The organism is Kribbella sp. NPDC026596, from assembly GCF_040638415.1.
GTDB lineage: Bacteria > Actinomycetota > Actinomycetes > Propionibacteriales > Kribbellaceae > Kribbella.
In genome coordinates this window covers 17,234-43,247 of record NZ_JBEZYF010000052.1, presented here as the reverse complement: position 1 = coordinate 43,247, position 26,014 = coordinate 17,234, and the positions used below count along the sequence as shown (strand labels likewise).

The window sequence follows — 26,014 nt, the reverse complement described above, 5'->3', positions numbered from 1 at the left end:
AGTCCCTGGAGCAGCCCAGAATCTGCCGACGCACCCGGCAGTGAGTCTCAAGAGTCCTCCGGCATCGGATCTGTGAAGGAACGGATCTCGATCGGCGAGAACCGCGCCTCCGGCAACCTGGCGGCGATCTCGGTCGCCCGTTCCAGGCTGCAGTCGACCAGGTAGTAGCCGGCCAGGACTTCCTTGGCTTCCGTGAACGGCCCATCGGTCACGGCCGGAATGCCATCATTGACCCGGACCACCCGTGCGTCCCTGGTCGTCAGTCCGAGGCCATCGACGTACTCGCCGTTCGCCTTCAGCTCTTCGGAGAGCTTCCGGTGCTGGTCGAGCACCTGGTCGATGCCCTCCTCGTGCAGGGCGTCCCAGGTCTGCGTGTTCCCGTAGATCAGCAGCATGTATTTCATCGCGTGCCTCCATTCACCCGGGGACGTCGGAGCGCCGGATGCCTTCTCGACATCCGGCGCCCAGAGTAGCCATTACCAGGTGGCACCAGCAGGTTCGCGAACCGTCGTGTTGATCCGGTTGAACATGTTGGTGAGCGCGATCATCAAAACGATCGCGGACAGCTCCTTCTCGTCGAAGTGATCGGCGGCCGCGTTCCAGATCTCGTCCGTGACCGCGTTCGGCCGGTCCGCCAGCCGGGTCGCCGCCTCGGTCATCTCCAGCGCCGCCCGCTCGGCGTCGGTGAACAGATCCGAGTCACGCCACGCCGCCACCTGGTGCAGCCGTTCGTCGGTCTCACCGTTCTTCAGCGCCGACTTGATCCCGCCGAACACGCAGGGGGAGCAGCCGTTGATCTGGCTCGCCCGCAGGTGCACGAGCTCGAGCGTCGTACCAGACGCGCCCGACTGCCCGATGGCCTTGTAGATGTTCTGGATGCCCTTGGTGGCGTCCGGCAGGATCATGGCGGGGTTGGTCATCCGTGCGTTCATGGGAGGTTCTCCATCGCGTGAGTGTGTTGAATTCACTCCCTTGACGGATGCTGTGCCGCAGATGTGACAGCGGTGTGCAAATCTCTCGAGAGCCGCTCTTCGACCGGTACGGCGGGATCGGAGTACTGACCCGTCAGACAGATCGGGCCGGCGTACTTCACCTTCTGCAGCGCGGCGAAGACCGCGGACCAGTCGGACAGTCCGTCGTCGGCCTGCACGAAGTACGGCTTCCAGACACCGTCGGTCCGGATGTACTGCACGTTCTTCAGGTTGACGATGCCGAGGCGATCCGCACCGAGCTCGAGGGTCACCGCGGGATGGTCACCGGCGAGCGCATCGTGTGCGGCGTCCCAGACCAGCTTGAACCGCTCGGGCAGCCCGTCCAGCAGTTGCAGTACGCCGAGCGTCGACGAAACGAATCGCCCGTGATGCGGCTGGACACCGACCTGGACGTCGTACCGCTCGGTGAGCGTGACCGCCTCCTCGAGCATGGCCCGGTTGCGTCCGACCGAGGCGGCGTACCCGTCCGGCCCGAGCTCGGCCATGATCCGGATCATCGGTACGCCGGCCTCCGCGCAGGCGGCGAACACGCGCTCGGACAGATCACTGGCGACGCTGATCGGTTCGATGCCCTCGGCCCGTAACTGCGCGGTGAACTTCGGCAGCTCGGCCTCGGCCGACGCCGGCGTCAGGTAGGCCGCATCGCGAACCGGGATCTCGGCGCCACCGAACCCGATGCCGGCCACCAGCCGGCCGACCTCGCCGCCGGGTAGCCCCGCCCAGGGTTTGGTAAAGGCGGACCATAGGTAAGCAGGTGGGGTGGGGAAGTAGGTGCGCACAGCATCGGCCTCGCAGACGGCTCATAGGATTGGTGCGGGCGACCTCGTTGTTCAGGGGAACCGCGACTGCCTCCGTTCGGAGATCGGGGACTGTCGGTCCCGACTGCTTGGATATGTGGCATGTCCCGGTTCCGGCTGTACCCGACTCCAGCGCAGCAAGCCGCGTTGCTGGAGCAGTGCAGGCATGCCCGGTGCGTGTGGAACCTGGCACTTGAGCAATGGTCGATGTGGACCCGAGACAAACGCCGGACGCCTGGGTACGTCGAGCAGGCCCGGCAACTCACCGAGGCACGCGCCGCGTTCGACTGGCTGCGCGCCGGATCGCAGACCGTGCAGCAGCAGGCGCTGCGAGACTTCGACCAGGCCGTCAAGAACTTCTACGCCGGTACGCATCAGCGGCCGACCTGGCGCAAGGCCAGGTGGCACGAGGGGTTCCGGATCGTCGGCGTGCAAGCAGGCCGTGTCGAGCAAGTGAACCGTAGGTGGACGCGGGTGCTTGTGCCGAAGGTCGGCTGGGTACGGTTCCGACGGACCCGCGCTGCACCTGTGGCGAAGTCGTACCGCGTCACCCGCGACCGGGCCGGCCGCTGGCACCTTGCGTTCGCAGTCGTTCCGGAGTCGATCCCCGCACCCAAGACGGGCGAAGTCGTCGGGGTGGACCGCGGCGTCACCGTCTCTGCTGCCCTGTCCACCGGGGAGCTCCTGACCTGCCCCGGCCTGTCGGAGCGTGAGCAGGAGCGGCTGAAGCACCTGCAACGCCGCCTTGACCGCTGCCGCCGTGGCACCAAACGTCGTCAGCGGGTGAAGCTTGCGATCGCCAAGCTGCACGCGCGTGCTGGTGACCGTCGCAAGGACTGGGTGGAGAAGACCAGCACGGACTTGGCACGACGGTTCGACGTCATCCGCGTGGAAGACCTGCGCATCGCCCACATGACAAGTCGCCCGAAGCCCAAGCCCGATCCCGAACGGCCAGGGAGGTACTTGCCGAATCGGCGCCGCGCCAAGGCCGGGCTGAACCGCGGCATCCTGGCCAACGGCTGGGGTGCGCTGGTACGTCGTCTGGAGCAGAAGGCGCCGGGACGGGTCGAGAAAGTGAACCCGGCGTACACGTCGCAAACCTGCAGCGTCTGTGGGCATTGCGCACCGGAGAATCGCGAGAACCAAGCGGTGTTCCGGTGCGTAGCGTGCGGACACAAGGCGAACGCGGACGTGAACGCGGCAGTCAACATCGCGGCCGGACGGGCCGTTAGCGCACGCCGAGAGACGCCCGCACGGGTCTTGTCGAAGCGTGAACCTCAACCCGCTACCTCCGCGTAGTGGTTGGAATCCTTGTTCCTCAGGACGGGGAGGACGTCAAGGTGATACCTCGGACGAGAGGCAGCCATGAGGACCGGGTTCCACAGCGTGCCACTGGTGCACAGGCGAAGCCTGCCGCTCACCCGGCTTGATGAGTGCATCGCCCGGCTTCCAGAAGGTTGCCCACGGCATCGGCTCGGTGCGTAACGGCAACTCGATGGCTTGCTGCTATCGAGCAAGCGGCCGGTGGTCCTGATGAGCACCCGGCCGCGGCCAGCCCGAGCCCGGCCAGGCCGGTCAGCTCGAGAAACCCGCGGCGGGACAGCTTCGTTCCCATGTTTCTCCTCACCGATAGAGCAGGTCGATCGACTCGGCGCGGATTCGCTCCTCGTCGACCTGAACGCCCAGTCCAGGGGCGGTGGGGACCGTTGCGACGGCCTTGGTGATGTTCAGCCCCTCGACGTACAGATCGGACAGCAGCTCCGGCCCGTTGAGCTCGGCGGGCAAGGCGAGCTCGAGCTGACTGAACACATGCAGTGCGGCGGCGAAGGCGATTCCGCAGTCGGTCAGACCGCTGGCGAGGATCTCCACCCCGCCGGCGAGCGCGGTCTGGGCGGTCTTGAGCGCGTTGCGCAGGCCGCCGGACTTGCAGACCTTGACCACGACCAGGTCGGCCGCGTTCAGCCGGATGGCGCGGGCCAGGTCCTGAGCGGAGAAGCTGCCCTCGTCGATCGCGATCGGCAGGTCGATCAGGTCGCGCAGCCGTTGCATCGCGAGTGTGTCGGTGCTCGGTACGGGCTGCTCGACGCAGTGGATCGTGCGGATGCCCGCCGTACGGTCGAGGAGTTGCTTGAGCGCGCTCGGCCGGTAGGACTGGTTCGCGTCGAGCCAGAGCGGCTTGCCGCCGGCCACCTCGGCCACGGTCCGGATCGCCGCGGCATCCGCATCCAGGTCGCCACCGATCTTGACCTTGTACGCCGAATAGTCCGACGACTGGAGAGCGTGTTCGCGGACCGTGTCCTGGTCGCCGACTCCGATCGCCGAGCACAGCGGGATCTCGTCGTACACCTTGCCGCCGAGGAGAGCGTGCACCGGCACACCGGCGAGCTTGCCCGCCGCATCGTGCATGGCGACGTCGACGGCGGCGCGGGCGAACGGGAACCCGTTCGACACCGCGGGACTGAGTCGCTTGGCGGCGCGCTGGTGGAACAGTTCGACGTCGAACGGCGTCAGCTCGAGCAGGATCGGCGCGAGGTGCCTGCGAATGACGACGGCCATCGTCTCGGCCGTCTCGTAGCTCCAGCTGGGGAGCGCTCGCTGCTCTCCCCACCCGACGATGCCGTCCTCCGTGGTCAGCTTCACGAACACCACCGCGGCGGCCTGGTCGGGTGCATCGTCGGGCGCGCCGACCGCGCCGCTGCCGATGACGAAGCGGCGGGCGAACGGGACCGCGACCGGGAAGACTTCGACCTGAGTGATCCGGGACATGATCGTCGTCCTCTCAGGCCGCGATCGACCAGACGGCCGGGTCGACGAAGCTCGGTCCCCGGGTGCCGTCCTCGAGCCAGTTGAGCGCGTCGGCCAGCACGTACCCGGCGAGCGCGAGGTGGCCCTCTTCGGTGTCACCGGCGACGTGCGGGCTGAGCAGCAGGTTCGAGGCTTGGAGGATGGTCGCTTCGAAAGCCGGCGGCTCGGGGTCGTAGACGTCGAGCGCGGCGTAGAGGCGGCCGTCGAGCACGTGGTCGAGGAGTGCCTGCTGGTCGACCGCGGGACCGCGGGACGAGTTGACGACGACCGCTCCATCGGGGACCAGCTCGATCAGCTCGCGGGTGATCATGCCCTTGGTCTCCGGCACGTTCGGGACGTGGATCGTCAAGAAGGCGCTCTCCACCGTTTCTCGCAGCTCAGCGGTGCGGACACCGAGCTGGTCGGCCCGCTCGGCGGTCAGGTACGGGTCGTAGACGACGACGTCGCAGGCGAACGGCTTGAGCAGCGTGATCAGAGCGCGTGCGGTGCTGCTGGCGCCGACGATGCCGACCTTGGCGCCGGCCAGCTCGTGACCGCGGTACTCGGTCTGCTTCCAGCCGCCCTGGCGGATTGCCTGGTCGAAGCGAGGGAGCCGGCGGGCGAGGGTGAGCATCGCGGCCAGGCAGTACTCGCCGACGGACCAGGCGATCCGCGGGCCGGCGGAGAAGACCGCGACACCCTGGTCGAGGATGACCGGATCGATCAGGTTCTTGACCGTGCCGGCGGCGTGCGCGATCACCTTCGGGCCGTTGCCGTCGGCCCACAGTTCCTTGCCGAGGCGCGGCGTACCCCAGCTGGTCAGGAGTACGTCGGCGCCGGCGACCAGCTCGGGCACGGCGGCCGGGTCCAGCGCCGGCGGCTTGCCGGGCGCGGCCGGACCGGCGGCGTGGGCGGACTCGGCCCAGACGACCTCGAACCGCTCCTCGAGCAGCCGCCGCGTGGGTCCGTCGATCACGTCGGCCGCGCGTTCGGGGGTCATCAGAGCTGCAAGTTTCGGCACCGTGGAGGCTCCTTCGGTAGGCGGTGCCTCGACGGTAGGCGCTTTCCGTTATGCAGGTCCAAGCCCTATTTCGCATGAACCGATACCGTGCCGGTATGGACTTGTCGCTGCAGCAACTCCGGGGATTCGTCGCCGTCGCCGAGGAACTCCACTACGGCCGCGCTGCCCAGCGGCTGAATCTGACCCAGCCGCCGCTGACCCGCCAGATCCAGGGCCTGGAGCGCTCTCTGGGCGTCCGCCTGTTCGACCGGACCGGTCGTGGCGTGCGGCTGACCGCGGCCGGGGACGTCTTCCTCGAACATGCCCGCCGCGTGCTCGCGCTGCTCGAGGTCGCACCTGAGGCGACCCGGCGGGCCGCCGACGGACAGACCGGGACCCTGCGGATCGCGTTCACGGCCATCGGGGCGTACGCCGTTCTCGCGGACTTCCTCACCATGGTCGGGAAGCGGACGCCGGCGGTGACTTCAGAGCTCACCGAGTTGGTGAGCCCGGCGCAGTTCGAGGCACTGGCGAACCTGGAGATCGACATCGGCCTCGTCCGGCCGCCGATCCCGGACCAGTTCGAGTCCGTCCTGGTCCACTCCGAGGACCTGGTGCTCGCCGTACCCGCTGACCACGCCCTGGCGACCGGCGATGCCCCGGTGACGCTCGCCGACGCCACCGAGGACTACATCGGCTACAGCCCCGAGGGTTCGCAGTACCTGCACGACATCTGCGCCGCGATGATCGGGATGGATCGGTACGCCGTCAGCCAGCTCGCCTCGCAGGTGCCGACGATGCTGGCGCTCGTCCGGGCCGGTCTGGGATGCGCGCTGATCCCGCGGTCGATCATGGCGATGGGGGTCGAGGGAGTCCGCTATCGCGAGCTCGATGCGGCCGACGCGCATTCGGTCACGTTGCACGCGTGCTGGAGCCCGGACAGTCCGAACCCGGCTCTGCAGCGGCTGGCCGAGTCGCTGCGCGAGAACCCGCACCTCGACGCTTGACCTAGAGTGTGCTCCAACTCGTAGAGTCCGAGGCATGACTGCACAGCACAAGATCGGTTCGGGGTTCGGGCACGACAGCACCGCGGACGACGTCCTCGCCGGAATCGACCTGACCGGCAAGCTGGCGGTCGTCACCGGTGGGTACTCCGGTCTCGGCCTCGCAACGACCCGTGCGCTGACCAAGGCCGGTGCGCACGTCGTCGTACCGGCGCGGCGACCGGATGCCGCGCGGGAAGCACTGGCTGGGGTCGCGGATGTGGAGATCGACGAGCTGGATCTCGGGGACCTCGAGAGTGTGCGGGCCTTCGCGGACCGGTTCCTGGCATCCGGGCGATCGATCGATATCCAGATCGACAACGCGGCGATCATGGCCGCTCCGGAGACCCGGGTCGGGCCGGGCTGGGAGGCGCAGTTCGCGACCAACCACCTCGGGCACTTCGCGCTGGTGAACCGGCTCTGGCCGGCCATCGCGGCGAACGGTGGCGGCCGGGTCGTGTCGGTGTCGTCGACCGGGCACCGGCGCTCGGACATCCGGTGGGACGACCTGGAGTTCCGGCAGGGCTACGAGAAGTGGCAGGCGTATGGGCAGGCGAAGACGGCCAACGTGCTGTTCGCGGTGCAGCTCGATGCTCTAGGCAAGGACTCCGGCGTACGTGCGTTCGCGTTGCACCCGGGTGGAATCCTCACGCCGTTGCAGCGGCACCTGCCGAAGGAGGAGATGGTCGCCTTCGGCTGGATCGACGAGGACGGCAACCCGCTGAACCCGGGGTTCAAGTCCCCGGAGCAGGGCGCCGCGACCCAGGTGTGGGCAGCGACCTCGCCGCAGCTCGACGGCCTCGGTGGGGTGTTCTGCGAGGACTGCGAGATCGCCGAGGTGTCCACAGACGACACCCCGGGCGTCCGGCCGTACGCGATCGACCCGGCGTCGGCGGCTCGGCTGTGGACGATCTCCGCGGAGCTCACCGGGGTGAACGCTTTCGGGTAAGGTGGGCGACACCAGGAACGACGACTGAGGAGGTGGGACCGATCACCAGTACGGCAGGTTGGTTGCTCCCGCCTCGAGTGGTTGGCATCGCACGCTGACCGCGGGAGCCTCGTCAGTTGAAGGGGTTCTGTGTCTGTATCTTCTGTTCCTTCTGTTGAGCTCAGCCAGGTGATCGACCGGCTGCGTGCGTCCGGCTGCGTCTTCGCCGAGGACGAGGCCGCGTTGATCGTGGAGACTGCCCGGGACGCGGCCGAGGTGGCCGCCATGGTCGGCCAACGGGTCGCCGGGTTGCCGCTCGAACACGTCCTCGGCTGGGCGTCCTTCCGCGGGCTGCGGATCGCCGTCGATCCCGGAGTGTTCATCCCTCGGCGCCGGACCGAGTTCCTTGTCGCGGAGGCGTTGCAGGTGACCGCGCCGGGCGCCGTCGTAGTCGACCTGGGTTGTGGGTCGGGTGCGTTGGGTGCGGTGATCGCGGCGGAGCGGCAGGTGTCTTTGTACGCCGCCGACATCGAGCTGGCCGCGGTTCGGTGTGCCCGGCGCAACCTGGTCCCATGGCGCGGCGCTGTGTATCAAGGGGATCTCTTCTCCGCGCTGCCGGAGCAGCTGCGCGGGCGGATCGACGTACTGCTGGCGAATGTGCCATACGTGCCGACCAATGAGATCCGGTTGCTGCCGCCAGAGGCTCGGCTGTACGAGCCACATGTCACGCTGGACGGCGGGCCGGACGGACTCGCCGTCTTGCGCCGGGTGGCGGATGGGGCGATCGAGTGGCTTGCTCCTGATGGTCATCTGTTCGTGGAGATGAGCGAGTATCAGGCCCCGCTGGCCGCCGCTGTGCTGGCGGAGCGGGGCCTGACGGCTCGCGTGACGTCCGATGACGAACTAGGTGCAACTGTTGTCCATGGCATCAAACATGGCATCAAACATGGCATCAAACCCGGCATCAAACCCGGCATCAAACCCGGCGCTGGACATGCAGGAGATACTCGCGTCGATTGAGCGGGTCGTGGTCGGTCCGCGGACGCTCCGGGATCGGCCCGGTGACCGGCTGGTAGCGCTCGAAGGCCGACTCCAGCACGCCTTCGCCGCGGGTCAGGGCGGGCAGCAGTTGCTCGAGCTCGTACACGGCGGCCGCGGGGATTTCTCCTTCCAGGGTTGAGGTTTCCGCGGCCAGCGCCGGTACTTGCGGGATCGCGCGGAGTCGGGCGAGCGCCGCGAGTACGGCGCGGGTCGTGTCGGTCGGGATCTCCAGCTGGAAGCGATGCATCGGCTCGTGCACCGTCGTACCCGCTTGTTGGAGAGCTGTCATCACGATCAGCGGCGTGAGGTTGCGGAAGTCGCCGGCCGTGCTCGACATGCTCTTGTCGAAAACGGCGTGAGCGTGACTCTGCCGCGCGGAGTAGCCGGAGTGCGTCATCACGACCCGCGCGTCCGGGATCTGCCAGCCGTGGATGCCTTGGCCGAGGGTCTCGCGGACGGTCTCCTCGACGGCCTTGATGAACGCGTACGGCATCGAGCCGAGCTCGACCTCCAGCTCGAAGGTGACGCCGGCGTTGACCGGCGCGGGCTCGACCCGGAGGCCGACGGTGGCGAGGAACGGGTTCGCATCCTTCTTGTTGAACTCGACCGCCGCGCCGGTGCCGTCCAGCCGCTCGATGCAGATCGTGGTCGTCTCGCGGAAGGCGACCTCGATCCCGAACTCGGTCTCCAGCGTCGTCTGGATGACCTCCTTCTGCACCTCGCCGTACAGGGAGACCGAGATCTCCTGGCGGACGTCGTCCTGGCGCAGGTTGATCAGCGGATCCTGCTCGGCGAGCTGCTCGAGCGCGACCCGGAGGTTTCCCTTGTCGGCCAGGCGCGTCGGGGTGATCACGGTTTCGAGGGTCGGCGGGGCGAAGTACCCACCGGCCGGGGTGGTCGACTCATGCTCGGTCGAGGTGATGTGATCACCGATCCGAACGTCGGCCAGACCCCACAGCTTGCCGATCTGACCAGCTCGTACCTCGGTCGCCGTACGCTCGCCGACGACCTGGAGTGCGGTCAGTTTCGCCTCGCGACCACTGCCCAGCCGCAGTCGCTCGCGGACTCGCGCCGTACCGGAGAACATCCGGACGTACGCGATCTTCTCGCCGGCTGGACCGCGTTCGACCTTGAAGACCGCGCCGTCGAGCGGGCCGCCTGTGGTGTCTGCGCGGGGGAGGAGCTCGCGGATTCCCTGGGTCAGCGCCTCGGTGCCGGCGCCGGTGATGGCCGAGCCGAAGTACACCGGGTGCACGAGGGCCTGCCTGGTCTGGCGGGCGAGGGCTCGGTGCAGGTCGGCGTACGAAATCTCCCTGTTGTCGACGAACGCCTGGAGAAGGTTGTCGTCGCGCTCCGCGAGCACTTCGAGGAGGGCGCCGTACGACTCCGTGAACGTGGCGTCGGGGGTGCCGAGGTGGGTTGCCTCGCCCATCGGGACGATGGACGAGGTCAACTTGTCCGCGATCGACTTGAGTACGGCGTCGTACTGCGCGCCGGCCCGGTCGAGCTTGTTGACGAAGATCAGGGTCGGGATCCTCAGGCGCTGGAGGGTCCGCATCAGCACGCGGGTCTGCGCCTGCACACCCTCGACGGCCGAGATGACCAGCACCGCGCCGTCGAGCACGCTGAGCGCCCGCTCCACCTCGGCGATGAAGTCCGGGTGGCCGGGGGTGTCGATCAGGTTGACCGTGACCGGGTCGACCTCGCCGATCGCGAACGACACGACCGCCGACTTGATGGTGATCCCGCGCTGGCGTTCCAGCGCGAGTGAATCGGTCTGGGTGCTGCCGTCGTCGACGCTCCCGACCTCGTCGATGACCCCGGCCGCGTAGAGCAGCCGTTCGGTCAGACTCGTCTTACCGGCGTCGACATGCGCCAGGATCCCAAGGTTCAGTACTTTCACGCAGCTTCATGTCCCTTGAACAGGTGTCAATTCCTTCCGCGACAGACATGAAGCGAGGTCGCATGACAGAACTCCATGACTAGACACCTGCGGGTACGCCACCGAGTACACCAGCCCCCACCCCAACCAGCAAAACCTTTTAGCGCCCCCCTACATCCACCCCTAGGCTGCCCCCATGCCAACCTCCGCCCCTGGCCGGCTCGTCCTCGTCGCCCGAGTCGCGTGGCTCGCGTGTAGGGGGTGGAGTGTTGCGGCGGTTGTTGTTGTGGTGGGGGAGGCTGCGGCTGCTACTGGGGTGATGGTGGCGATTGGGCGGTTTGTCGGGGCGGTGTCTGCGGGGGAGGGGGCGTGGTTGTGGCTTGGGGTTACGGGCGGGCTGTTGGTGGGTGGGCCGTTGCTGGCGGTGCTGCGTGGGTGGATCAGCGCGAAGACGACGGCTGCGATGGCGGCGTACGTGCTGGATCTGGTGGCGGAGACGAGTCTTGAGCCGCGGGGGATCGAACTGCTCGACTCGCCAGGGTTCTCGGGGCGGCTGCAGGCGGTGGTGGCGGCGACTCGGGACTGGACGTTTCTGTTCGGGCTCAACAACATCTGGGCTGTTCTCGCGCAGCGACTCGGTGGGGTCGGGGCATTCGTCGTACTGCTGACCTGGCGGTGGTGGGCTCCGTTCGTCGTGGCCGGATCGTTCGTACTGATGTCGTGGACGTTCGCGCGGTGGGTGAACTCGGCGTTCGATCGAGTCCTCGAGGTGTCGGCAGGTGGCCGGCGGCAGGCGACGTACCTGCGGAGTCTGCTGACCAGGCCGGCGGCGGCCAAGGAGGTTCGGCTCTTCGGGCTGGCGGACTGGTTGCTCGATCGCTACAAGTCCACCTGGCTCACGACGATGGCTGAGCTGTGGCCGCTGCGGAAGCGTGGGCTGCGTCCGGCGTACCTCGCCTGTCTCGTGACGGCCGTGGTGATCGGCGGCGTGCTGTATGTCTTGACCTCGGACGTCGTCGCGGGAACCGTCGGTGTGGCGTTCGCCGTGACCCTGATCCAAGCGGTGCTCGCGGTCCAGGCCTTCGGGATCCTGGGTGATACCCAGCGAGCAGTGGGCCAGTACGCCGCCACCGTCCGCGGACTGTCGATGCTCCGAGCCGAGGTCGGCCTGCCGGCACTCACCCCAACCGCCACCACGCGTACGCCGACAACCGTCCCGCACGGACCGGCATCGGTCGAGCTGAACGACGTCGTCTTCACGTACCCGACCCGCGACCGTCCGACCCTGACCGGCCTGAGCCTGACCATCCCCGCCGGTCAGTCGCTCGCGATCGTCGGGGTCAACGGTGCCGGCAAGTCGACGCTGATCAAGCTGCTCTGCGGCCTCTACCAGCCGGACAGCGGGACTGTCCGCATCGGCGGTGCGGACTCGGCCGACGGGATCCGGTCCCGCGTCGCGGCCATCTTCCAGGACTTCGTGCGTTACCCGCTCCCGCTGCGCGACAACGTCCGGATGGGGGCCAACGGCAATGATCAGCCTCTGCTGGACGAAGCCCTCGGCAAGGCGGCCGGCGCCGGTCTGCTCCGTCGCCTCGAGGACGGATGGGACACGGTTCTGTCGTCCGAGTACGCCGGTGGCACCGATCTGTCCGGTGGACAGTGGCAACGGGTCGCACTGGCTCGCGCGTTGGCCGCAGTCTGTGGCGGCGCCGGCGTACTGATCCTGGACGAGCCCACCGCCGCACTCGACGTACGGACCGAGGCGGCGCTGTTCGAACGCTTCCTGGAGATGACCCGTGGCGTGACCACCGTCCTCGTCACCCATCGGCTGTCGAGTGTGCGGCACGTCGACCGGATCGTCGTCCTCGATTCGGAGCGTGGCATCGTCGAGGACGGCAGTTACGACGCGCTGATGGCGGCGGACGGCACCTTCGCCCAACTCTTCCGGCTTCAGGGGAGCCGGTTCTCATGACCCGCGGCCTGTGGATGGTGCTGAGTGCCTCGTTCCGGGAGAGCCCTCGGCTGGCCTTGAGCTGCCTGGCCGAGACCGTCGGGCGGTTGCTGACGGCCGCGATCCCGCTCTTCCTCGGCCTGTTCGCCGCGGGTGCGATCGCGGCGGACCGCCGTCAGATGGTGCTCGCGCTGCTGGCCCTCGTCGCCGCGACCGGCGTTCAGAACCTGCTGCAGCTCATCGGCACTAACGCGCGGATCGCCCTGATGGAGCGGGTCGGCTTCAGCTTCGACGTCCAGGTCGCGGAGCTGGTCGCGAAGGCTCCGACGCTCGAGCATCTCGAAACACCGGACTACCTCGACCGGACCCAGTTGCTGCGCGATGCGGAAGGCGTCCTCGGTGGCGCGTTCAACAGGTTGCTGAACATCGTGAACCACTTCGCCTACGCCGCAGGGGTTCTGATCGTCGCCGCGTCCGCGGACTGGCGGCTGCTCCTCCTGGTCGTCGTCGGCCTTCCCCGGCTGCTGGCCACCCGATGGACGAACCGCTGGGGCCACGCGGCCGAGGAACAGAGCGCCGAGCCGGGAAGACTCTGCAAACACCTGCTCGACCTGGTCACTTCACCGGCCGGAGCAGCCGAGGCACGCGTCTTCGGCCTTCAGTCGGAGCTCCGGCGGCGCATTCGGGCCGGCGTTGTCGCCTGGCAAGCGCCGGTCGTCACGATCGCCCGCAAGCAGGGCCTCCTCTCCGCCGCGCTCTCCACAATCTTCTTCGGCGCGGCCATCGGCGTACTCGCGTGGATGACGTACGACGCCCTGCATGGCAGGACGCCCGTATCGGCGTTGGTGGTCGCGGTCGCGGCGGTCAGCGGACTCGAGACCGTCAGCACCATCGTCACGAACGCGGTCCTGGACACCACGAGGCTGCTGCGCAACGTGTCTCGGTTCGTCTGGCTCCAGGACTACACGCGACGGACGACCGGCGACGGTACGGCGCTCGCCCCCGAGCGGCTCAGCGTAGGGATCACCCTGGAGCGCGTCCGCTACCGCTACTCCGGTGCGAAGGCAGACGCGGTCGCCGACGTGGATCTTCACCTGCCGGCCGGCTCGGTCGTCGCGTTGGTCGGCGAGAACGGGACCGGGAAGTCGACGCTGGTGAAGCTCCTGACCGGGATGTACCAGCCGACCAGCGGTCGGGTCCTCGTCGACGGTGCGGACCTGGCCGCGATGGAACCAGTGGCATGGCGGTCCCGGTTGTCCGGAGCGTTCCAGGACTTCGCGGACTTCGAGCTGGTGGTCAGAGAGGCTGTCGGTCTCGGCGACCTGCCGGCACTGGACGACGAGGCAAGGATCCGGCAGGCCGTGCGCGCCGGATCCGCCGACGAGGTGCTGTCCGCGTTGCCGTCCGGCCTGGCGACCCAGCTGGGGACGACGTGGGACGACGGTGTGGAGCTGTCCGGCGGGCAGCGGCAGCGGCTCGCGATCGCGCGCGGAATGATGCGGCGACGCCCGCTGATACTGGTCCTCGACGAGCCCACGTCGGCCCTCGACGCCACCGCCGAACACGAGCTCTTCGAGCGGTACGCCGACGCCGCCCGGGAGGCCCGGTCCGTCGGTGCGGTGACGATCCTGGTAACCCACCGGTTCTCGACCGTCAGCGTCGCCGATCTGATCGTGGTGATGGATCAAGGCCGGGTCACCGAGGTTGGAACTCACACGGAGTTGCTGGCGGCCGACGGGCAGTACGCCGAGCTCTTCGAGCTGCAGGCGCGGGCCTACCGGCTCAGTTGATCAGGGTGCCGATAGGGGTGCCGGCGGTGATGGCTGCGGCGGTGGAGGGGCCGTCGATGTCGAAGACGTGCAGGGGGAGATGATGGTCGCGGGCGAGGATGAAGGCGGACTGGTCCATCACGCCGAGGCCGCGGTCGATGACTTCCTGGTAGGTGAGGTGGTCGAAGCGGCGGGCGTCGGGGTGCTTGTTCGGGTCGGCGTCGTACACGCCGTCGGTGCCGTTCTTGGCGACCAGGAGGGCGTCGGCGCCGAGTTCGACGGCGCGCTGGACGGCCGGGTAGTCGGTCGTGGTGAACGGCTGCCCGTTGCCGCAGGCAAGCAGGACGATCGAGCCCTTCTCCAGGTGCCGAAGGGCGCGGAGCCGGATGTAGGGCTCGGCCAGGTTGTTGATCGGGATCGCCGTCATCAGGTGGACCTCGGCCTCGCCGAGCGCCGTGAGCCGGCCGCGGAGCAGGACCGCGTTGATCACGGTGCCGAGCATGCCGATGTTGTCGGCCTCGACCCGGTCGATGCCCCACTCGTCGGACCGGTTGCCGCGGAAGACGTTGCCGCCGCCGACGATGACCGCGACCTGGACGCCGGTGGCGTGCAGGGCGATCACCTCGTTCGCGAGGTGGGTGAGCCGGTCGCTGTCGAAGCCGAACTCGCTCGGACCGGCGATTGCCTGTCCGGACAGCTTGAGGACGAGCCTGCGGTACATGCCGCTCCGTTCGATCAATGGCGGTGATCTGTTCTCGCCATTCTCACCCGGCAGGAGTCCGTGCGACGCTGGCCGGGTGACCGAGTTCAAGCAGCAGAATCTGGCCGGCTCGCGGTTCGAGGAGTTGTCGCTGAAGGAAGCGGCGTTCCACCAGGTCGATCTCGGCGGTGCGCGGTTCGACGACGTGAACCTCGGCGGAGTGGAGATCAGGAACGTCAACCTCAAGGGCGCGCACCTCGACGACGTGAACCTGAGCGGTCTGCGGATCGAGAACGCCAATCTGACCGGCGCCACGATCCGCGGTGCGGCCGTGGTCGACGTGTCGATCGATGGTGAGATCCGCAATCTGCGGGTCTGGGGCGTGGACGTGGTGCCGCTGATCGACGCCGAGTTGAACCGCCGGTACCCGGACCGCGTGAAGATGAGCCCGACCGACGCCGCCGGCTACCGCGAGGCGTTGGACATCCTCGAGCGGCTCTGGACCGAGACGGTCGACCGGGCCCGGGCGCTGCCGCCGGAGTTGTTGTACGAGCGGGTGGACGGCGAGTGGTCGTTCATCGAGACGCAGCGGCATCTCGTCTTCGCGACCGACGCGTGGGTACGGCGTGCCGTCCTCGGCGACCCGGCTCCGTGGGACGCGCTGGATCTGCCGCACGACGAGATGCACGACGTCCCGTCCGTTCCGCGTGATCGCGACGTACGGCCGTCTCTCGACGAGGTCCTCGCGCTGCGGGCCGACCGGATGGCGACCGTCCGTGCGGTCTTCGACGAGCTCACCGACGAGCGGCTGACGCAGCTGACCGAGCCGGTGCTGGAGCCCGGGTATCCGGCGTCGAAGAGCTATCTCGTCGCTGAGTGTCTCGGCTGCATTCTGAGCGAGGAGTGGGAGCACCGGATGTACGCCGAGCGGGACCTCGCCGTGCTGCGGGAAACTGTCGGTGGGTCGTCCTAGCCTCTTCTGCATCGCGATTCTTTGGGGGTTGGCCGTGGACATGTTGAGCGGTAAGGAGATCCAGGACGCGGGTCTGGATGACTGGCGGAGGCTCGCGCAGGGACTTCACGCGTCCTTCCTGGTCGAGTCGTTCGCGGACGCGCTCACGTTCGCGAGTTCTGTCGGCGAGGTCTGCGCGGCGGCCGGGCAGGACCCGGACGTCCGGCTGACCGGGACGTTCGTGGACGTGAAGATCGGTGTGGACGTGACTCAACTCGATGTGGACCTCGCGCGGCAGGTCAGTGGGATCGCTCGGTCGCTCGGGCTGAAGCCCGACCCGGCTGCAGTGGCGCAACTGGAGCTCGCCCTGGACACGGCCGACCGGGAGGCGATCGGTCCGTTCTGGGCCGCCGTACTCACCGGCGGCACGCACAAGGGCAACGACGTCTTCGGTCCGGCCGACCGCATCGCCAACCTCTGGTTCCAGGGCACGGAGCCGCACGAGACGCCGCGCCAACGCTTCCACCTCGATCTCTGGCTTCCACCCGAGGTGGTTCCGGGCCGGATCGAGGCTGCTTTGGCGGCCGGCGGGACCGTGGCGTACGACGACGAGGCGCCTGCGTTCACCGTCCTGGCCGATCCTCAGGGCAACAAGGTGTGCCTGTGCACCTATCTGAGTCGCTGAAAATCAGGCGCGGACCAGGGGTGCGGTTGGTTAGAGTCGTGATCGTCTTGATCCGAGGAGGTGCGTGATGGCTTGCCTGGTTATCCGGTTCCGCGCCAATCCCTCCTCGGCTGCTGCTTCCTGACAGCTCTCCCGGACCGGTTGGTGCGTCGCGGCGTCAGGCCGCGGGTCTCGTGCGCCTAGGCGTACTCCGTGCCGACCGAACCGGAGATTCTTCATGTCCCCCGTGGACACACAACTTCATGCTGCCCTCTTACGAGCCGTGGCCGGTGTCCAGTACGACGTACTGCGCCGCCGTGTCACCGCCATGTCCGACCGCTATCGGTCCGAACTGATCGACGACGGCACCCCCGGGATGCGCGACGACCTGGACTGCCTCGCGTACGCCGTCGTACGAATGCCTGCCACCTTCCGGGCGATCTACGCGGCGCTCGTCGCGGCGGACCAGCATGTCCACACCAGCTTCACCACTCACCTCGACCTCGGCGGCGGCACCGGAGCCGCGGCCTGGGCGGCGGCCGCGGTCTGGCCGGCCATCGCCACCGAGATCGTCGAACGCGAGCCGGGCGCCATCCGGCTCGGTCAGCAGCTTGCCGATGGCAACCAAACCTGGACTGTCGCCGACCTCCGCCAGTGGAGCCCACAACGCCAGGTCGACCTGATCACCATCTCCTACGTCCTCAACGAGCTCTCCGACGCCGCCCGCTGCGAGCTTGTCGACACCGCGGCACGCACAGCCGGCACGGTCGTGATCGTCGAGCCCGGTACGCCGCGCGGGCATCGCCGTACGCTCGAAGTTCGCGATCAACTCATCGAGCACGGGCTGACGATCGCGGCGCCCTGCCCACACCAGTTCGGGTGTCCGGCCGACTGGTGTCATTTCGCCGTACGGCTGCCTCGGACCGAACTGCACCGGGTGCTGAAGGACGGGACGCGGAACTTCGAGGACGAGAAGTTCACCTACCTCGTCGCGACCCGCGCTCCGGCGGAACCCGCGTCGGCCCGGGTGATCAGCAGGCCCGTTCGTCCCAAGGGGCAGGTGATTCTCGATCTCTGCGCCACCGCCGGCTCACGTGAACAGACGGTGGTGCCGAAGTCGTCCAAGGACTACCGCGCGGCCCGCGCCGCAGGTTGGGGTGACGCCTGGGGCTAGAGGTCGTAGCCTCCGGAGGCTTCCAGCGTCTGGGCCGTGATCCAGGCGCCTTCGGGGGAGAGCAGGAAGGTGATCACCTTGCCGAGGTCGTCCGGTTCGCCGATGCGACCGAGGGCGGTGCGCTCGGCGATCGGCGGGATCAGCTCGGGATAGCGGGCGAACGCGTCGTCGCCGAGGCGGGTCCGGGTCACGCCAGGAGCGACGGCGTTGACCCGGATTCCGCGGGAACTGAGCTCCTTCGCGAGGTAGCGGGTGAGCACCACCTGGGCGCCCTTCATGCTCGCGTACACCGAGTACCCCGGCTCCGGCCGGGTCGTGGGCAGCGCCGAGGTGCTGCTGGTGTAGACGATCGACCCGCCGTCCGCGATCAGCGGAAGCAGAGTCTGGGTGAGGAAGTACGGACCCTTGAGGTGGATGCGCAGCATCTGGTCGAACAGTTCGTCGGTGGTGTCCTCGAACATCACCGGCTGCTGCCCGACGCCGGCGTTGTTGACGAGGAAGTCGAACGACGTCCGCCCCCACTGCTGCAGCACCTCGGTCACCGCGGTCTTGAAGTCACCGAACGATTCCGCGCGACCGACATCCAGCGGCAGGGCGACCGCCGTACCGCCGTCCTTCTCGATCCGGGCGGCCGTCTCCAGGCCGCCGTCGCGGTTGCCGTGGTAGGTCAGGATCACCCCGATACCGCGCTTCGCGATCTCGAAGGCCGCGCTCTGCCCGATGCCGGAACTCCCGCCGGTGATCACAGCTATTTGCATGATCGTGTCATTCTCCTACGCCGTGTTGAACAGGTACTCGTCCAGTACACGCGTAGTACAAGGGAGTCGATAGACCATTGCTCGCCAGCGCTTGCACGATCCTGCTCTATGGCAGCGCTGCTTCCTCACGGAGCCGGCCGGTGTCACGGCTGGGCGGCGTACCGAACTCGCGCCGGTACTCGCGGCTGAACTGCGACGGACTGTCGTAGCCCACGGCGTACCCGGCGCTCGTCACGTCCTCGCCCAGGCCGAGCAGCCGCAACCGGGCTTCCTGCAGCCGGATCTTCTTCTGGAACTGGATCGGGGTCATCGCGGTCACCGTGCGGAAGTGGCGATGGAAGGCCGACGTACTCATCCTTGCCATCGTCGCAAGGTCCTCGACCCGGAACGGTTCGGTGTAGTGATCGCGGATCCAGCGGATCACCCGGGCGACGTGCGACAGGCTGCTGTCCGCGAGCCCGATCTCCCGGATCGCGGCGCCCTGCGGGCTCCGCAGCAGTCGCCAGAGGATCTCGCGCTCGACGAGTGGCGCGAGTACGCGGGCGTCATCGGGTTCGTCGACCAGACGCAGCAGACGGATCACGGCGTCGACGAGTTCCTTGGGCGCCTGGCTGATGGTGAGCCCATGAACGGACGCGCCCGGCGTCTGATCGTCGGCCGACTCCAGGAGGAGCTCGGCGATCCGATCCGGCCGGAGCTCGAGGCCGACGCCGAGACAGGGCTCCTGTTTCGATGCCTCGACGAAGTGCCCGGTGACCGGGAGGTCGACCGATACGACGAGGTAGTCGCCGGCGCCGTACTCGAAGACATGGTCGCCGACCGCGAGCCGCTTCCGGCCCTGCGCGACGAGCGCGAAGACCGGTGTCGCCAGGGAGGACATCGGCGGAGTGGGCGCGTCGACAATCGACAACAGCAAGCCGTCGACCGCCTGCTCACGCCCAGCCGCGGCAACAATCAGCTCCCGCAACTCCGCCAGTGCCTGCTCCACACCCTCAGGCTATGACGAGCCTCCTGATCACGTCGCCCTTGAGGGTGAACGTGAAGTCGAGGTCGACGCTTCCACCGGGGAAGTCGCCCTCGAGGTGATGGGTGGCGACGTAGGTGTTGTCGTCGACATGACGGTCGCCGATCAACTCGGTGGTGTAGGTGTACTCGCCGGCTGCGCGACCGAGCCAGTCCCGGATCTCGTCGCGACCGCGGTACGTCTTGCCGTCATCGGTGACCTCCGCGTCGTCGGCGTACCACTGCATGGCGGAGTCGAGATCGCGTGCGGTGTGGGCGGTCAGGTACTTCGTGATCGTGTCAGGCAACATGCCGACCACGGTGCCGGCTCCTCCGGGGAGAGGGTCAAGGAATTGACTCTCTCGCAGGGGGAGGGTGCACAGTGGCCGGGTGAGTCGGGGACTGACGATCGGTGAGTTCGCGCAGGCGACGCATCTGAGTGTGCGTACGCTGCGGCGGTATCACGAGAGTGGTCTGCTCGAGCCTGCCTCGGTCGATGCGGCGAGCGGGTATCGGTACTACACGACCGAGCAGATTCCGTCGGCCCAGGTGATCCACCGGCTGCGCGAGCTCGACGTACCGCTGGCGGAAGTCGGGAAGATCCTTGCCACCGACGATCCACAGGCCCGCGCCGACCTGATCGCCGCCCACCTCGACCGGTTGCAGGCTTCGCTCGATCGGACCCGGGCGGCGGTGACGTCGCTCCAGCGACTGCTCCGGCCCGATCCCGGCGATCTCGTGGTCGAACTGCGCTCCGAGCCGGCCCGGATGGTTGCCGCGATCACGGATGAGGTGGACCTGGCCGACGTACTGGCCTGGTACGACGGCGCCATGGCCGAACTCGACTCCGCCGTGGCTGCGCAGCACCGCCTAGGCCCGCCGGGCGGCCTGTACGACAACACCCTCTTCACCGCGGGCCGCGGCACAGTCCTCGTCTACCACCCCGTCGCCGCCCCACGATCCACCGGCCGGGTCCATCCGGTTCAACTCCCCGCCACCGACCTGGCCGCGACCATCCACCACGGTCCTCACGACGACATCGACGTCACCTACGGCCGCCTCGCGACGTGGACGCACAACCACACCCTCACCGTCGCCGGCCCGGTCCACGAGACCTACACCGTGGGACCCCGAGACACACCGGACCCCGCCGCCTGGCGCACCGAAGTAGCCTGGCCGGTCTTCCGCCTCAGCAGCTGACGTTCACCGATCCGGCCGGGCGGTGTACCCGGTCTTCTCGTGCGGGCTGAATCCGCACCGCTCGTAGAACGCATGCGTGGCTGGAGTCTTGGACCCGGTCATCAGCATCACCTTGTAGCAGCCCGCTTCCCACGCCGCCTGCAAGGTGCCGGCCATGATCTCTTTCCCCAGCCCGGTCCCGCGCCGATCCGCATCCACAACCACGTTCTCGATCACGGCGTACGGGGCCGCGCCACGGGTGAGGTTGGGAATGAGATTGAGGTACGTCGTCGCGACCACGACCCCGTCGACCTCGAGCACGTACAGCCGCAGTCCCGGCGTCCCGAGGATCTGCGCGAAGACATCCCGCCCGTCCAGCACCACCGGATCCGCTGGATGTAGCTGCCGATACAGCCCCATGACCGCGTCGAAGTCGGCATCTCCAGCCTCGCGGAAGCGGAACACGTCAGTCGACATCGAGGAAGGTGGTGACGGTGTCTTGGACGAGGTTGGTGCGGGTGAGGCCGTTGAAGTGGGTGGTACCGGGGAAGATGGCTAGTTGGGAGGTGGGGACGCCGGTGAAGTCGCCATTGACGTCGCCGCCGCGGAGTTGGAGGAAGCGGACGACGTGGTCGAGCTTGACCGCGTCGCAGTCGCCGAAGGTCAGCAGGGTGGGAGCGGCGATGCCACGGATGTCGTCGTCGGACCATCCGGCGGTGCCGCGGTCGTAGCCACCCAGCTTGTCGAGCAGGGTCTGCAGGTGCTCGAGATCCGGGTGCGGCGACTTCGCCAGGTACTCCGCTTCCATCGGCGTACCGGCGATCATCTCCACCTTCATCTCACCGACGGCCGCGTTCTCCGGGCGGTCGCCGTCGGGGTGGAACGACACCGATGAGATGACCGCCTTCCGGACCAGCTCCGGATGCTTGATCGTCAGGTACAGCGCAACCGCACCACCGACACTGAACCCGAAGAGATCCACCTGCGGTACGTCGAGATGCCTCAGCAACCCGACCACATCGGACGCCAGCGCGACCGTACCCAACGGCCGGTCGATGTCATTGGTGTAGCCATGCGCCTGGAAGTCGGTCGCGATGACCTGCCGCTTCTCGGACAGACCGGGCAGCAGCGCGCCGAACTGCAGGTCGATGTTGAACAACCCGCCGTGCAACAGCAGCAACGGCGTCCCACCCGAGCCGTGGATCTCGTAGTACATGCGGAGTCCGTTGACATCGGCGTACCCGGTTTGCTTGCTCATGCGACCCCCACCAGGAGACAGAAAGGATGTCCGGCTGGGTCGGCCAGGACGTAGAGGGGCTCGGACTCCTCGGACGTTCGGTCCAGGAGGAGCGTGGCACCGAGTTCTTCGGCGCGCTGCCGGTGTCGCTGCAGCTCGTCGACGGACGGTACGGCGTAGTCGATGTGCAACTGCTTCGGTACGCCGGGCGCCGGCCACGTCGACGCCGGCAGCTCATCCACCCGCTGAACCGCGAGCTGCCGATTCCCCGCGTCGTCCACCAGCACCAGCCAGTCCGCGTCGTCCTCGACACCATCACCCGGCGGCTCGTCACCGTCGCGATACCGCAACCCCAGCAGTTCCCGGTAGAACTCCGCCAACCCCCGCGCATCCGTAGCATCCAGCGCGGTATGCATCCGCTTCGGGTAGCTCGTCATACCGGCAGAGCCTACGTGGTGTGGAAGGACCTTCTGTAGGTGTCGGGTGGGACGCCGACGACTCGTTTGAACTGGCGACGGAGGGTGGTGGCGGTGCCCATGCCGGTGGCTACGGCGACGGATTCGATGCTGTTGTCGGTGGCCTCGAGCAACTGTTGGGCGCGGCGGACGCGTTGGGTCAGGAGCCATTGGAGTGGGGTCTGGCCGGTCACCGAGCGGAAGAGCCGGCCGAGGTGGCGGGGACTCGTGTTCGCCTGCCGCGCAAGGTCTGTGACAGTCAGCGGCTGGTCGAGGCGTGCCTGCGCCCAGGCCAGAAGGTTCGCGAGCGTGTGGTCACCGCTGACCGGCACCGGCGTGGAGACGAACTGCGCCTGACCGCCCGCCCGATGCGGCGGTACGACGAGGCGCCGCGCGACCGTGTTCGCGATCGTCGCGCCGTGGTCGAGGTGGATGAGGTGCAGACACAGATCGACCGCAGCGGCCTTGCCCGCGGAGGTGAGCACGCTCCCGTTGTCCGTGTACAGCACGTCCGGATCGACCTCAGCCTGTGGATAACGCGCGCTCAACGCGGCGGCGTGGCCCCAGTGCGTGGTGGCCCGTCGCCCGTTCAGCAGGCCGGCAGCACCCAGTACGAACGCGCCCGTGCACAGCGACGCAACCCGGGCTCCAGCTTCGTGGGCTGCCCGGACTGCCTCAACCAATGCGGCCGGCGGCGGCTCGTCGACATCGACGCAGGCCGGCACGATCACGGTGTCCGCGCGGGCCAACCGATCCAGGCCGTCGTCCGGCTCCACCATGAACGGCCCGACCTGGACAGATCCCGGTCCGCAGAGCACAACGTCGTACCAGTCCTCGACGGCGTCCAGCGGCGGATTGCCGAGGATCTCGTACGCGATCGCGAACTCGAAGTGCAGCAGGTGCCCGGCGGTGGCCAGCGCGACGGTATGCATGTCCGAAAGTGTACGCATGGTGTCGTTCCGGACTCTCACGATTCCGGTCGCCGGACGGCAAGACTCGTCGCATGAACTCAGTGGTGGTTTACGGAGCAACCGGGCACACAGGCCGTTTTGTCGTCGAGGAACTGCTGCGACGCGGCTTTCCGACCGTCGTCTCGGGCCGCGACGCGACGACCCTCGAGACCCTGGCCTCCAAATGGGGAGCGGTGGACGTCCGGCCGGCCGCAGTCGACGATCCGTCGGCGCTCGACCGGGCGCTGCAGAACGCCGCCGCGGTCATCAACTGCGCCGGCCCCTTCGCCTCGACCGCCGACCCGGTGATCGACGCAGCCGGCCGGGCGAGGATCCCGTACGTCGACGTCGCCGCCGAGCTCGAGGCCAACGTGTCGACCTTCGGCCGGCGCAGCGAGTCCCTGGTTCTCCCGGCGATGGCCTTCTACGGCGGCCTCGGCGACCTGCTGACGACCGCGGCGCTGGGGGAGCGGACCACCGCCGACGAAGTGCACGTCGCGTACGGCCTGAGCAGCTGGCACCCCACGCCCGGTACTCGCGCCGCCGGACAGGTCTCGCACGACCGCCGAGCTGGACGCCGGGTGCGATTCAGCGGCGGAACGCTCCAGTACCACGACGACAAGCCGGTCCAGCAGGACTGGACCTTCCCGGAGCCGCTCGGCCGCCGATGCGTGATAGCCGAGTTCACCATGGCCGACGTCATCACCGTCCCGAGCCACATCGCCGTACCCGAGGTCCGCACCTACATGACGCTCGAAGCCGCCGGCGACCTGGCCAACGCGGACACACCGGCGCCCGTGGCCACCGATGCGCAGGGCCGCTCCGACCAGACGTTCGTCGTCGACGTCCTGGTCCGCACCGGCGCCGACGAGCGCCGGGCAACGGCCCGCGGGCAGGACATCTACGCGATCACGGCTCCGCTCGCGGTCGAAGCAGTACGACGGATCCTCGCCGGAGAGACCTGGACGACGGGCGTGGCGTCGGCCGGCGCGTTGTTCGACGCGACCGACTTCCTGAAGAACCTGCCCCTGGACGTCGACCTGCCATAAGCCGCCTGCCGCGGAAGAATGTGGTCTAGCCAGCAACACGTCAGACTCGTTCTCCACCTGCTTGTTCATGCGAAGCCGGTTTCGATCTGCCGGAAGCCGACATAGCCTGGCCCTGGGGTGGGGGGTGTCGACATGCACGTGGGGAATCGAACGTCGTCGAGAGTGCGACGGTACGCCGGGGTTGTGGTGGCTGGTTTGCTGCCGTGGAACTGGTTCCTGCTGCGCGACCAGCTCGGCGTGGTGACCGACGTCGTGGCGATCGTGTTGCCGATGCTGGCGTTGGTGACCGCGCTGCTCGTGGGATTCGTCGGTCGGCGACACAAGGCAGCTCTTGCCTTCGCGGTGTCGACGCTCGTGGTCGCGATCGTCGCGACGGTACTGCCGTGGGTTCCAGACGGCGTCGGGACCGTTGACCGGTCGCGCGCATTCCGGGTCGCGGCGGCGAACATCGGCAGCGGCGAACTCGACGGCGCCGACAACCTGCTCGCGCTCGGCGCCGACGTGCTCGTGGTCTCCGAGATCGGGCCGCCGCTGACCGAGCGACTGTCCCAGTCGTACCCGGTGCACGTGGCCGATTGGGACGGACCCGCGATCGGCATCTTCAGCCGTTGGCCGCTGACGGTGCTCGAGCGGCCGGGGCCGGATCTGCCCGGCTACGTGCTCCGGGTCCAAGCTCCGTCTCAGACCTTCGACCTGATCGCGGTCCATGTGCCGCGTCCGTGGTGGACGTCGGGCGGATCGTCGTACCGGACAGTCGAGGACAGCGGAGTGCCGTACCAGACGACCGTTGCCGACCACCACCGGCTGATCGAGCAGATCGCGGCTCGGGTCGAACGAGACGACCGTCCGGTAGTAGTCGCCGGCGACTTCAACACCACCGACCGCGGCCGCGACTACCGGCTGCTCACCAACGACCTTGACGACGCGATGCTCGACACCTGGGGCCGGCCGTCACAGATCGGCAGATGGACGACGTTGCTGGTCCGGATCGACCATCTCTTCGTCAAGCCGGGCTGGTGCGCCGACGACAGCCGCTGGTACACGATTCCTGTGTCGGATCACCACGGCCTCATCTCCACCGTCGGACCCTGCGCCTCATGACTACCGAGCTCGAGCAGCTGCGTGCGACCCTCGACGGGCGGGCGTGTTGAAGAAGCTGGCCGGTCTCAGCGAGGCCGACGCCCGCCGCAGCACGGTTCCGTCGGGTACGAACGTCGCCGGCCTCGTGCAGCACCTCACCTTCGCCGAGTCCAACTGGTTCGAGGAGGTCGTCACGGGCGGTAAGGCCAAGCGCGGTAAGCGCTCGATGCAGGTCGATCCCGAGGTCAGCCTGAAGACGCTGCGCGCCGACTACCGCGCCGCCTGCGAGGCCTCGAACGAGATCATCGACGCCATCGGCGACCCCGACGCTCCGGTCACCCGCAACGGCACAACCCACGACCTCCGCTGGGCCATCCTGTCGGTCATCGGCGAGACCGCTCGCCATGCCGGCCACGCCGACATCATCCGCGAGCAACTGGACGGAACGACCGGCCGTTAGCCACCCGCGAACGCCGCGTAGAGCCGCGGCGGCGGTGTGGTGGCGTCGGGCCAGCGGTCACTCATCGCGCCCCACACCGAACCCAGCCCATCCAGCACCAGGTCGAGTCGCTCCGAGGTCAACGGGTGCTGGGCGGTCACAAACGCCGAGGCTACAGGTGCGGTGAA

Annotated in this window: 28 protein-coding genes; 13 read left to right on the top strand and 15 right to left on the bottom strand. The window is 68.1% G+C overall.

The window, feature by feature from the left end; all coding sequences use genetic code 11:
• Positions 1-47 precede the first annotated feature (47 nt).
• From AB0E63_RS32915 to AB0E63_RS32905, 3 genes are all read right to left on the bottom strand, one after another.
• Positions 48-404 (bottom strand): YciI family protein, encoded by a 357-nt coding sequence (locus tag AB0E63_RS32915; RefSeq protein ID WP_360374881.1) that lies wholly within the window; start codon positions 402-404, stop codon positions 48-50.
• 72 nt (positions 405-476) lie between these two features.
• The gene (locus AB0E63_RS32910; protein ID WP_360374879.1) at positions 477-932 is read right to left on the bottom strand and encodes a carboxymuconolactone decarboxylase family protein; all 456 of its coding nucleotides are present in this window, start codon (positions 930-932) and stop codon (positions 477-479) included.
• A 32-nt stretch (positions 933-964) separates the two neighbouring features.
• A complete protein-coding gene (locus tag AB0E63_RS32905) occupies positions 965-1,771 on the bottom strand; it encodes a sugar phosphate isomerase/epimerase family protein (RefSeq protein ID WP_360374877.1) in 807 nt (268 codons plus the stop codon).
• A gap of 120 nt (positions 1,772-1,891) precedes the next feature.
• Between AB0E63_RS32905 and AB0E63_RS32900 the strand changes: the two genes are divergently transcribed.
• Positions 1,892-3,088, top strand: a complete 1,197-nt coding sequence (locus AB0E63_RS32900; protein WP_360374875.1) for a transposase — start codon at positions 1,892-1,894, stop codon at positions 3,086-3,088.
• Positions 3,089-3,412: 324 nt separating this feature from the next.
• Here the strand turns inward: AB0E63_RS32900 and AB0E63_RS32895 are convergent, their stop codons facing one another.
• Positions 3,413-4,555 (bottom strand): enolase C-terminal domain-like protein, encoded by a 1,143-nt coding sequence (locus AB0E63_RS32895; protein ID WP_360374873.1) that lies wholly within the window; start codon positions 4,553-4,555, stop codon positions 3,413-3,415.
• A 13-nt stretch (positions 4,556-4,568) separates the two neighbouring features.
• Entirely contained in the window at positions 4,569-5,594 is a 1,026-nt protein-coding gene (locus AB0E63_RS32890) for a hydroxyacid dehydrogenase (RefSeq protein ID WP_360374871.1), read from the bottom strand.
• Between the two features lie 95 nt (positions 5,595-5,689).
• Between AB0E63_RS32890 and AB0E63_RS32885 the strand changes: the two genes are divergently transcribed.
• From AB0E63_RS32885 to AB0E63_RS32875, 3 genes are all read left to right on the top strand, one after another.
• Complete coding sequence (locus AB0E63_RS32885) at positions 5,690-6,580, top strand: LysR substrate-binding domain-containing protein (protein ID WP_360374869.1); 891 nt, start codon at positions 5,690-5,692, stop codon at positions 6,578-6,580.
• A gap of 34 nt (positions 6,581-6,614) precedes the next feature.
• Positions 6,615-7,565 carry an SDR family NAD(P)-dependent oxidoreductase gene (locus AB0E63_RS32880; RefSeq protein ID WP_360374867.1) on the top strand — a complete coding sequence of 317 codons (951 nt, stop codon included), beginning with the start codon at positions 6,615-6,617 and terminating at the stop codon, positions 7,563-7,565.
• Positions 7,566-7,733: 168 nt separating this feature from the next.
• The gene (locus AB0E63_RS32875) at positions 7,734-8,564 is read left to right on the top strand and encodes a putative protein N(5)-glutamine methyltransferase (protein WP_360374865.1); all 831 of its coding nucleotides are present in this window, start codon (positions 7,734-7,736) and stop codon (positions 8,562-8,564) included.
• Here AB0E63_RS32875 and AB0E63_RS32870 read toward each other — a convergent pair.
• Entirely contained in the window at positions 8,521-10,488 is a 1,968-nt protein-coding gene (locus AB0E63_RS32870; protein ID WP_360374863.1) for a translation factor GTPase family protein, read from the bottom strand. The two genes, AB0E63_RS32875 and AB0E63_RS32870, sit on opposite strands and share 44 nt — an antisense overlap.
• A gap of 382 nt (positions 10,489-10,870) precedes the next feature.
• Here AB0E63_RS32870 and AB0E63_RS32865 point away from each other — a divergent pair, with 382 nt between their 5' ends.
• Together AB0E63_RS32865 and AB0E63_RS32860 are read left to right on the top strand one after the other, a co-directional pair.
• Entirely contained in the window at positions 10,871-12,439 is a 1,569-nt protein-coding gene (locus AB0E63_RS32865) for an ABC transporter ATP-binding protein (protein WP_360374861.1), read from the top strand.
• Positions 12,436-14,208, top strand: a complete 1,773-nt coding sequence (locus AB0E63_RS32860) for an ABC transporter ATP-binding protein (protein WP_360374859.1) — start codon at positions 12,436-12,438, stop codon at positions 14,206-14,208. The genes AB0E63_RS32865 and AB0E63_RS32860 overlap by 4 nt, the downstream gene beginning before the upstream one ends.
• On the opposite strand, the gene pyrH is transcribed toward AB0E63_RS32860, so the two are convergent.
• On the bottom strand, positions 14,201-14,908 hold the full coding sequence (gene pyrH / locus AB0E63_RS32855; protein ID WP_360374857.1) for a UMP kinase: 708 nt from the start codon (positions 14,906-14,908) through the stop codon (positions 14,201-14,203). The genes AB0E63_RS32860 and pyrH overlap by 8 nt on opposite strands.
• Positions 14,909-14,984: 76 nt before the next feature.
• Here pyrH and AB0E63_RS32850 point away from each other — a divergent pair, with 76 nt between their 5' ends.
• From AB0E63_RS32850 to AB0E63_RS32840, 3 genes are all read left to right on the top strand, one after another.
• Positions 14,985-15,860, top strand: coding sequence for a DinB family protein (locus tag AB0E63_RS32850; protein ID WP_360374855.1), 876 nt, complete (start codon positions 14,985-14,987; stop codon positions 15,858-15,860).
• A gap of 40 nt (positions 15,861-15,900) precedes the next feature.
• On the top strand, positions 15,901-16,524 hold the full coding sequence (locus AB0E63_RS32845) for a VOC family protein (RefSeq protein WP_360374853.1): 624 nt from the start codon (positions 15,901-15,903) through the stop codon (positions 16,522-16,524).
• Between the two features lie 226 nt (positions 16,525-16,750).
• A complete protein-coding gene (locus tag AB0E63_RS32840; RefSeq protein ID WP_360374851.1) occupies positions 16,751-17,677 on the top strand; it encodes a small ribosomal subunit Rsm22 family protein in 927 nt (308 codons plus the stop codon).
• Here AB0E63_RS32840 and AB0E63_RS32835 read toward each other — a convergent pair.
• From AB0E63_RS32835 to AB0E63_RS32825, 3 genes are all read right to left on the bottom strand, one after another.
• Complete coding sequence (locus AB0E63_RS32835) at positions 17,674-18,435, bottom strand: SDR family oxidoreductase (RefSeq protein WP_360374849.1); 762 nt, start codon at positions 18,433-18,435, stop codon at positions 17,674-17,676. The two genes, AB0E63_RS32840 and AB0E63_RS32835, sit on opposite strands and share 4 nt — an antisense overlap.
• Before the next feature lie 106 nt (positions 18,436-18,541).
• Positions 18,542-19,423, bottom strand: a complete 882-nt coding sequence (locus AB0E63_RS32830; protein ID WP_360374847.1) for an AraC family transcriptional regulator — start codon at positions 19,421-19,423, stop codon at positions 18,542-18,544.
• Between the two features lie 4 nt (positions 19,424-19,427).
• Positions 19,428-19,748: a nuclear transport factor 2 family protein gene (locus tag AB0E63_RS32825; protein WP_360374845.1), complete on the bottom strand. Its 321-nt coding sequence runs from the start codon at positions 19,746-19,748 to the stop codon at positions 19,428-19,430.
• Between the two features lie 79 nt (positions 19,749-19,827).
• Between AB0E63_RS32825 and AB0E63_RS32820 the strand changes: the two genes are divergently transcribed.
• Positions 19,828-20,637, top strand: a complete 810-nt coding sequence (locus AB0E63_RS32820) for a MerR family transcriptional regulator (protein WP_360374843.1) — start codon at positions 19,828-19,830, stop codon at positions 20,635-20,637.
• 3 nt (positions 20,638-20,640) lie between these two features.
• On the opposite strand, the gene AB0E63_RS32815 is transcribed toward AB0E63_RS32820, so the two are convergent.
• The 4 genes from AB0E63_RS32815 to AB0E63_RS32800 are packed head-to-tail and all read right to left on the bottom strand — an operon-like array spanning position 20,641 to position 23,240.
• Entirely contained in the window at positions 20,641-21,093 is a 453-nt protein-coding gene (locus AB0E63_RS32815; RefSeq protein WP_360374841.1) for a GNAT family N-acetyltransferase, read from the bottom strand.
• Positions 21,083-21,874 carry an alpha/beta hydrolase gene (locus AB0E63_RS32810; protein ID WP_360374839.1) on the bottom strand — a complete coding sequence of 264 codons (792 nt, stop codon included), beginning with the start codon at positions 21,872-21,874 and terminating at the stop codon, positions 21,083-21,085. Before AB0E63_RS32810 ends, AB0E63_RS32815 begins: the two co-directional genes overlap by 11 nt.
• Positions 21,871-22,290, bottom strand: a complete 420-nt coding sequence (locus tag AB0E63_RS32805) for a VOC family protein (protein ID WP_360374837.1) — start codon at positions 22,288-22,290, stop codon at positions 21,871-21,873. Before AB0E63_RS32805 ends, AB0E63_RS32810 begins: the two co-directional genes overlap by 4 nt.
• A gap of 11 nt (positions 22,291-22,301) precedes the next feature.
• Positions 22,302-23,240, bottom strand: coding sequence for a helix-turn-helix domain-containing protein (locus tag AB0E63_RS32800; protein WP_360374835.1), 939 nt, complete (start codon positions 23,238-23,240; stop codon positions 22,302-22,304).
• 71 nt (positions 23,241-23,311) lie between these two features.
• On the opposite strand from AB0E63_RS32800, the gene AB0E63_RS32795 reads away from it, so the two are divergent.
• The 3 genes from AB0E63_RS32795 to AB0E63_RS32785 all read left to right on the top strand — a co-directional run bounded on the left by AB0E63_RS32795 (position 23,312) and on the right by AB0E63_RS32785 (position 25,847).
• Entirely contained in the window at positions 23,312-24,307 is a 996-nt protein-coding gene (locus AB0E63_RS32795; protein ID WP_360374833.1) for an NAD(P)H-binding protein, read from the top strand.
• 183 nt (positions 24,308-24,490) lie between these two features.
• Positions 24,491-25,408 (top strand): endonuclease/exonuclease/phosphatase family protein, encoded by a 918-nt coding sequence (locus AB0E63_RS32790; RefSeq protein WP_360374831.1) that lies wholly within the window; start codon positions 24,491-24,493, stop codon positions 25,406-25,408.
• Complete coding sequence (locus AB0E63_RS32785; protein ID WP_360374922.1) at positions 25,302-25,847, top strand: DinB family protein; 546 nt, start codon at positions 25,302-25,304, stop codon at positions 25,845-25,847. The genes AB0E63_RS32790 and AB0E63_RS32785 overlap by 107 nt, the downstream gene beginning before the upstream one ends.
• On the opposite strand, the gene AB0E63_RS32780 is transcribed toward AB0E63_RS32785, so the two are convergent.
• Positions 25,844-25,987 (bottom strand): hypothetical protein, encoded by a 144-nt coding sequence (locus AB0E63_RS32780; protein WP_360374829.1) that lies wholly within the window; start codon positions 25,985-25,987, stop codon positions 25,844-25,846. The two genes, AB0E63_RS32785 and AB0E63_RS32780, sit on opposite strands and share 4 nt — an antisense overlap.
• Positions 25,988-26,014 lie beyond the last annotated feature (27 nt).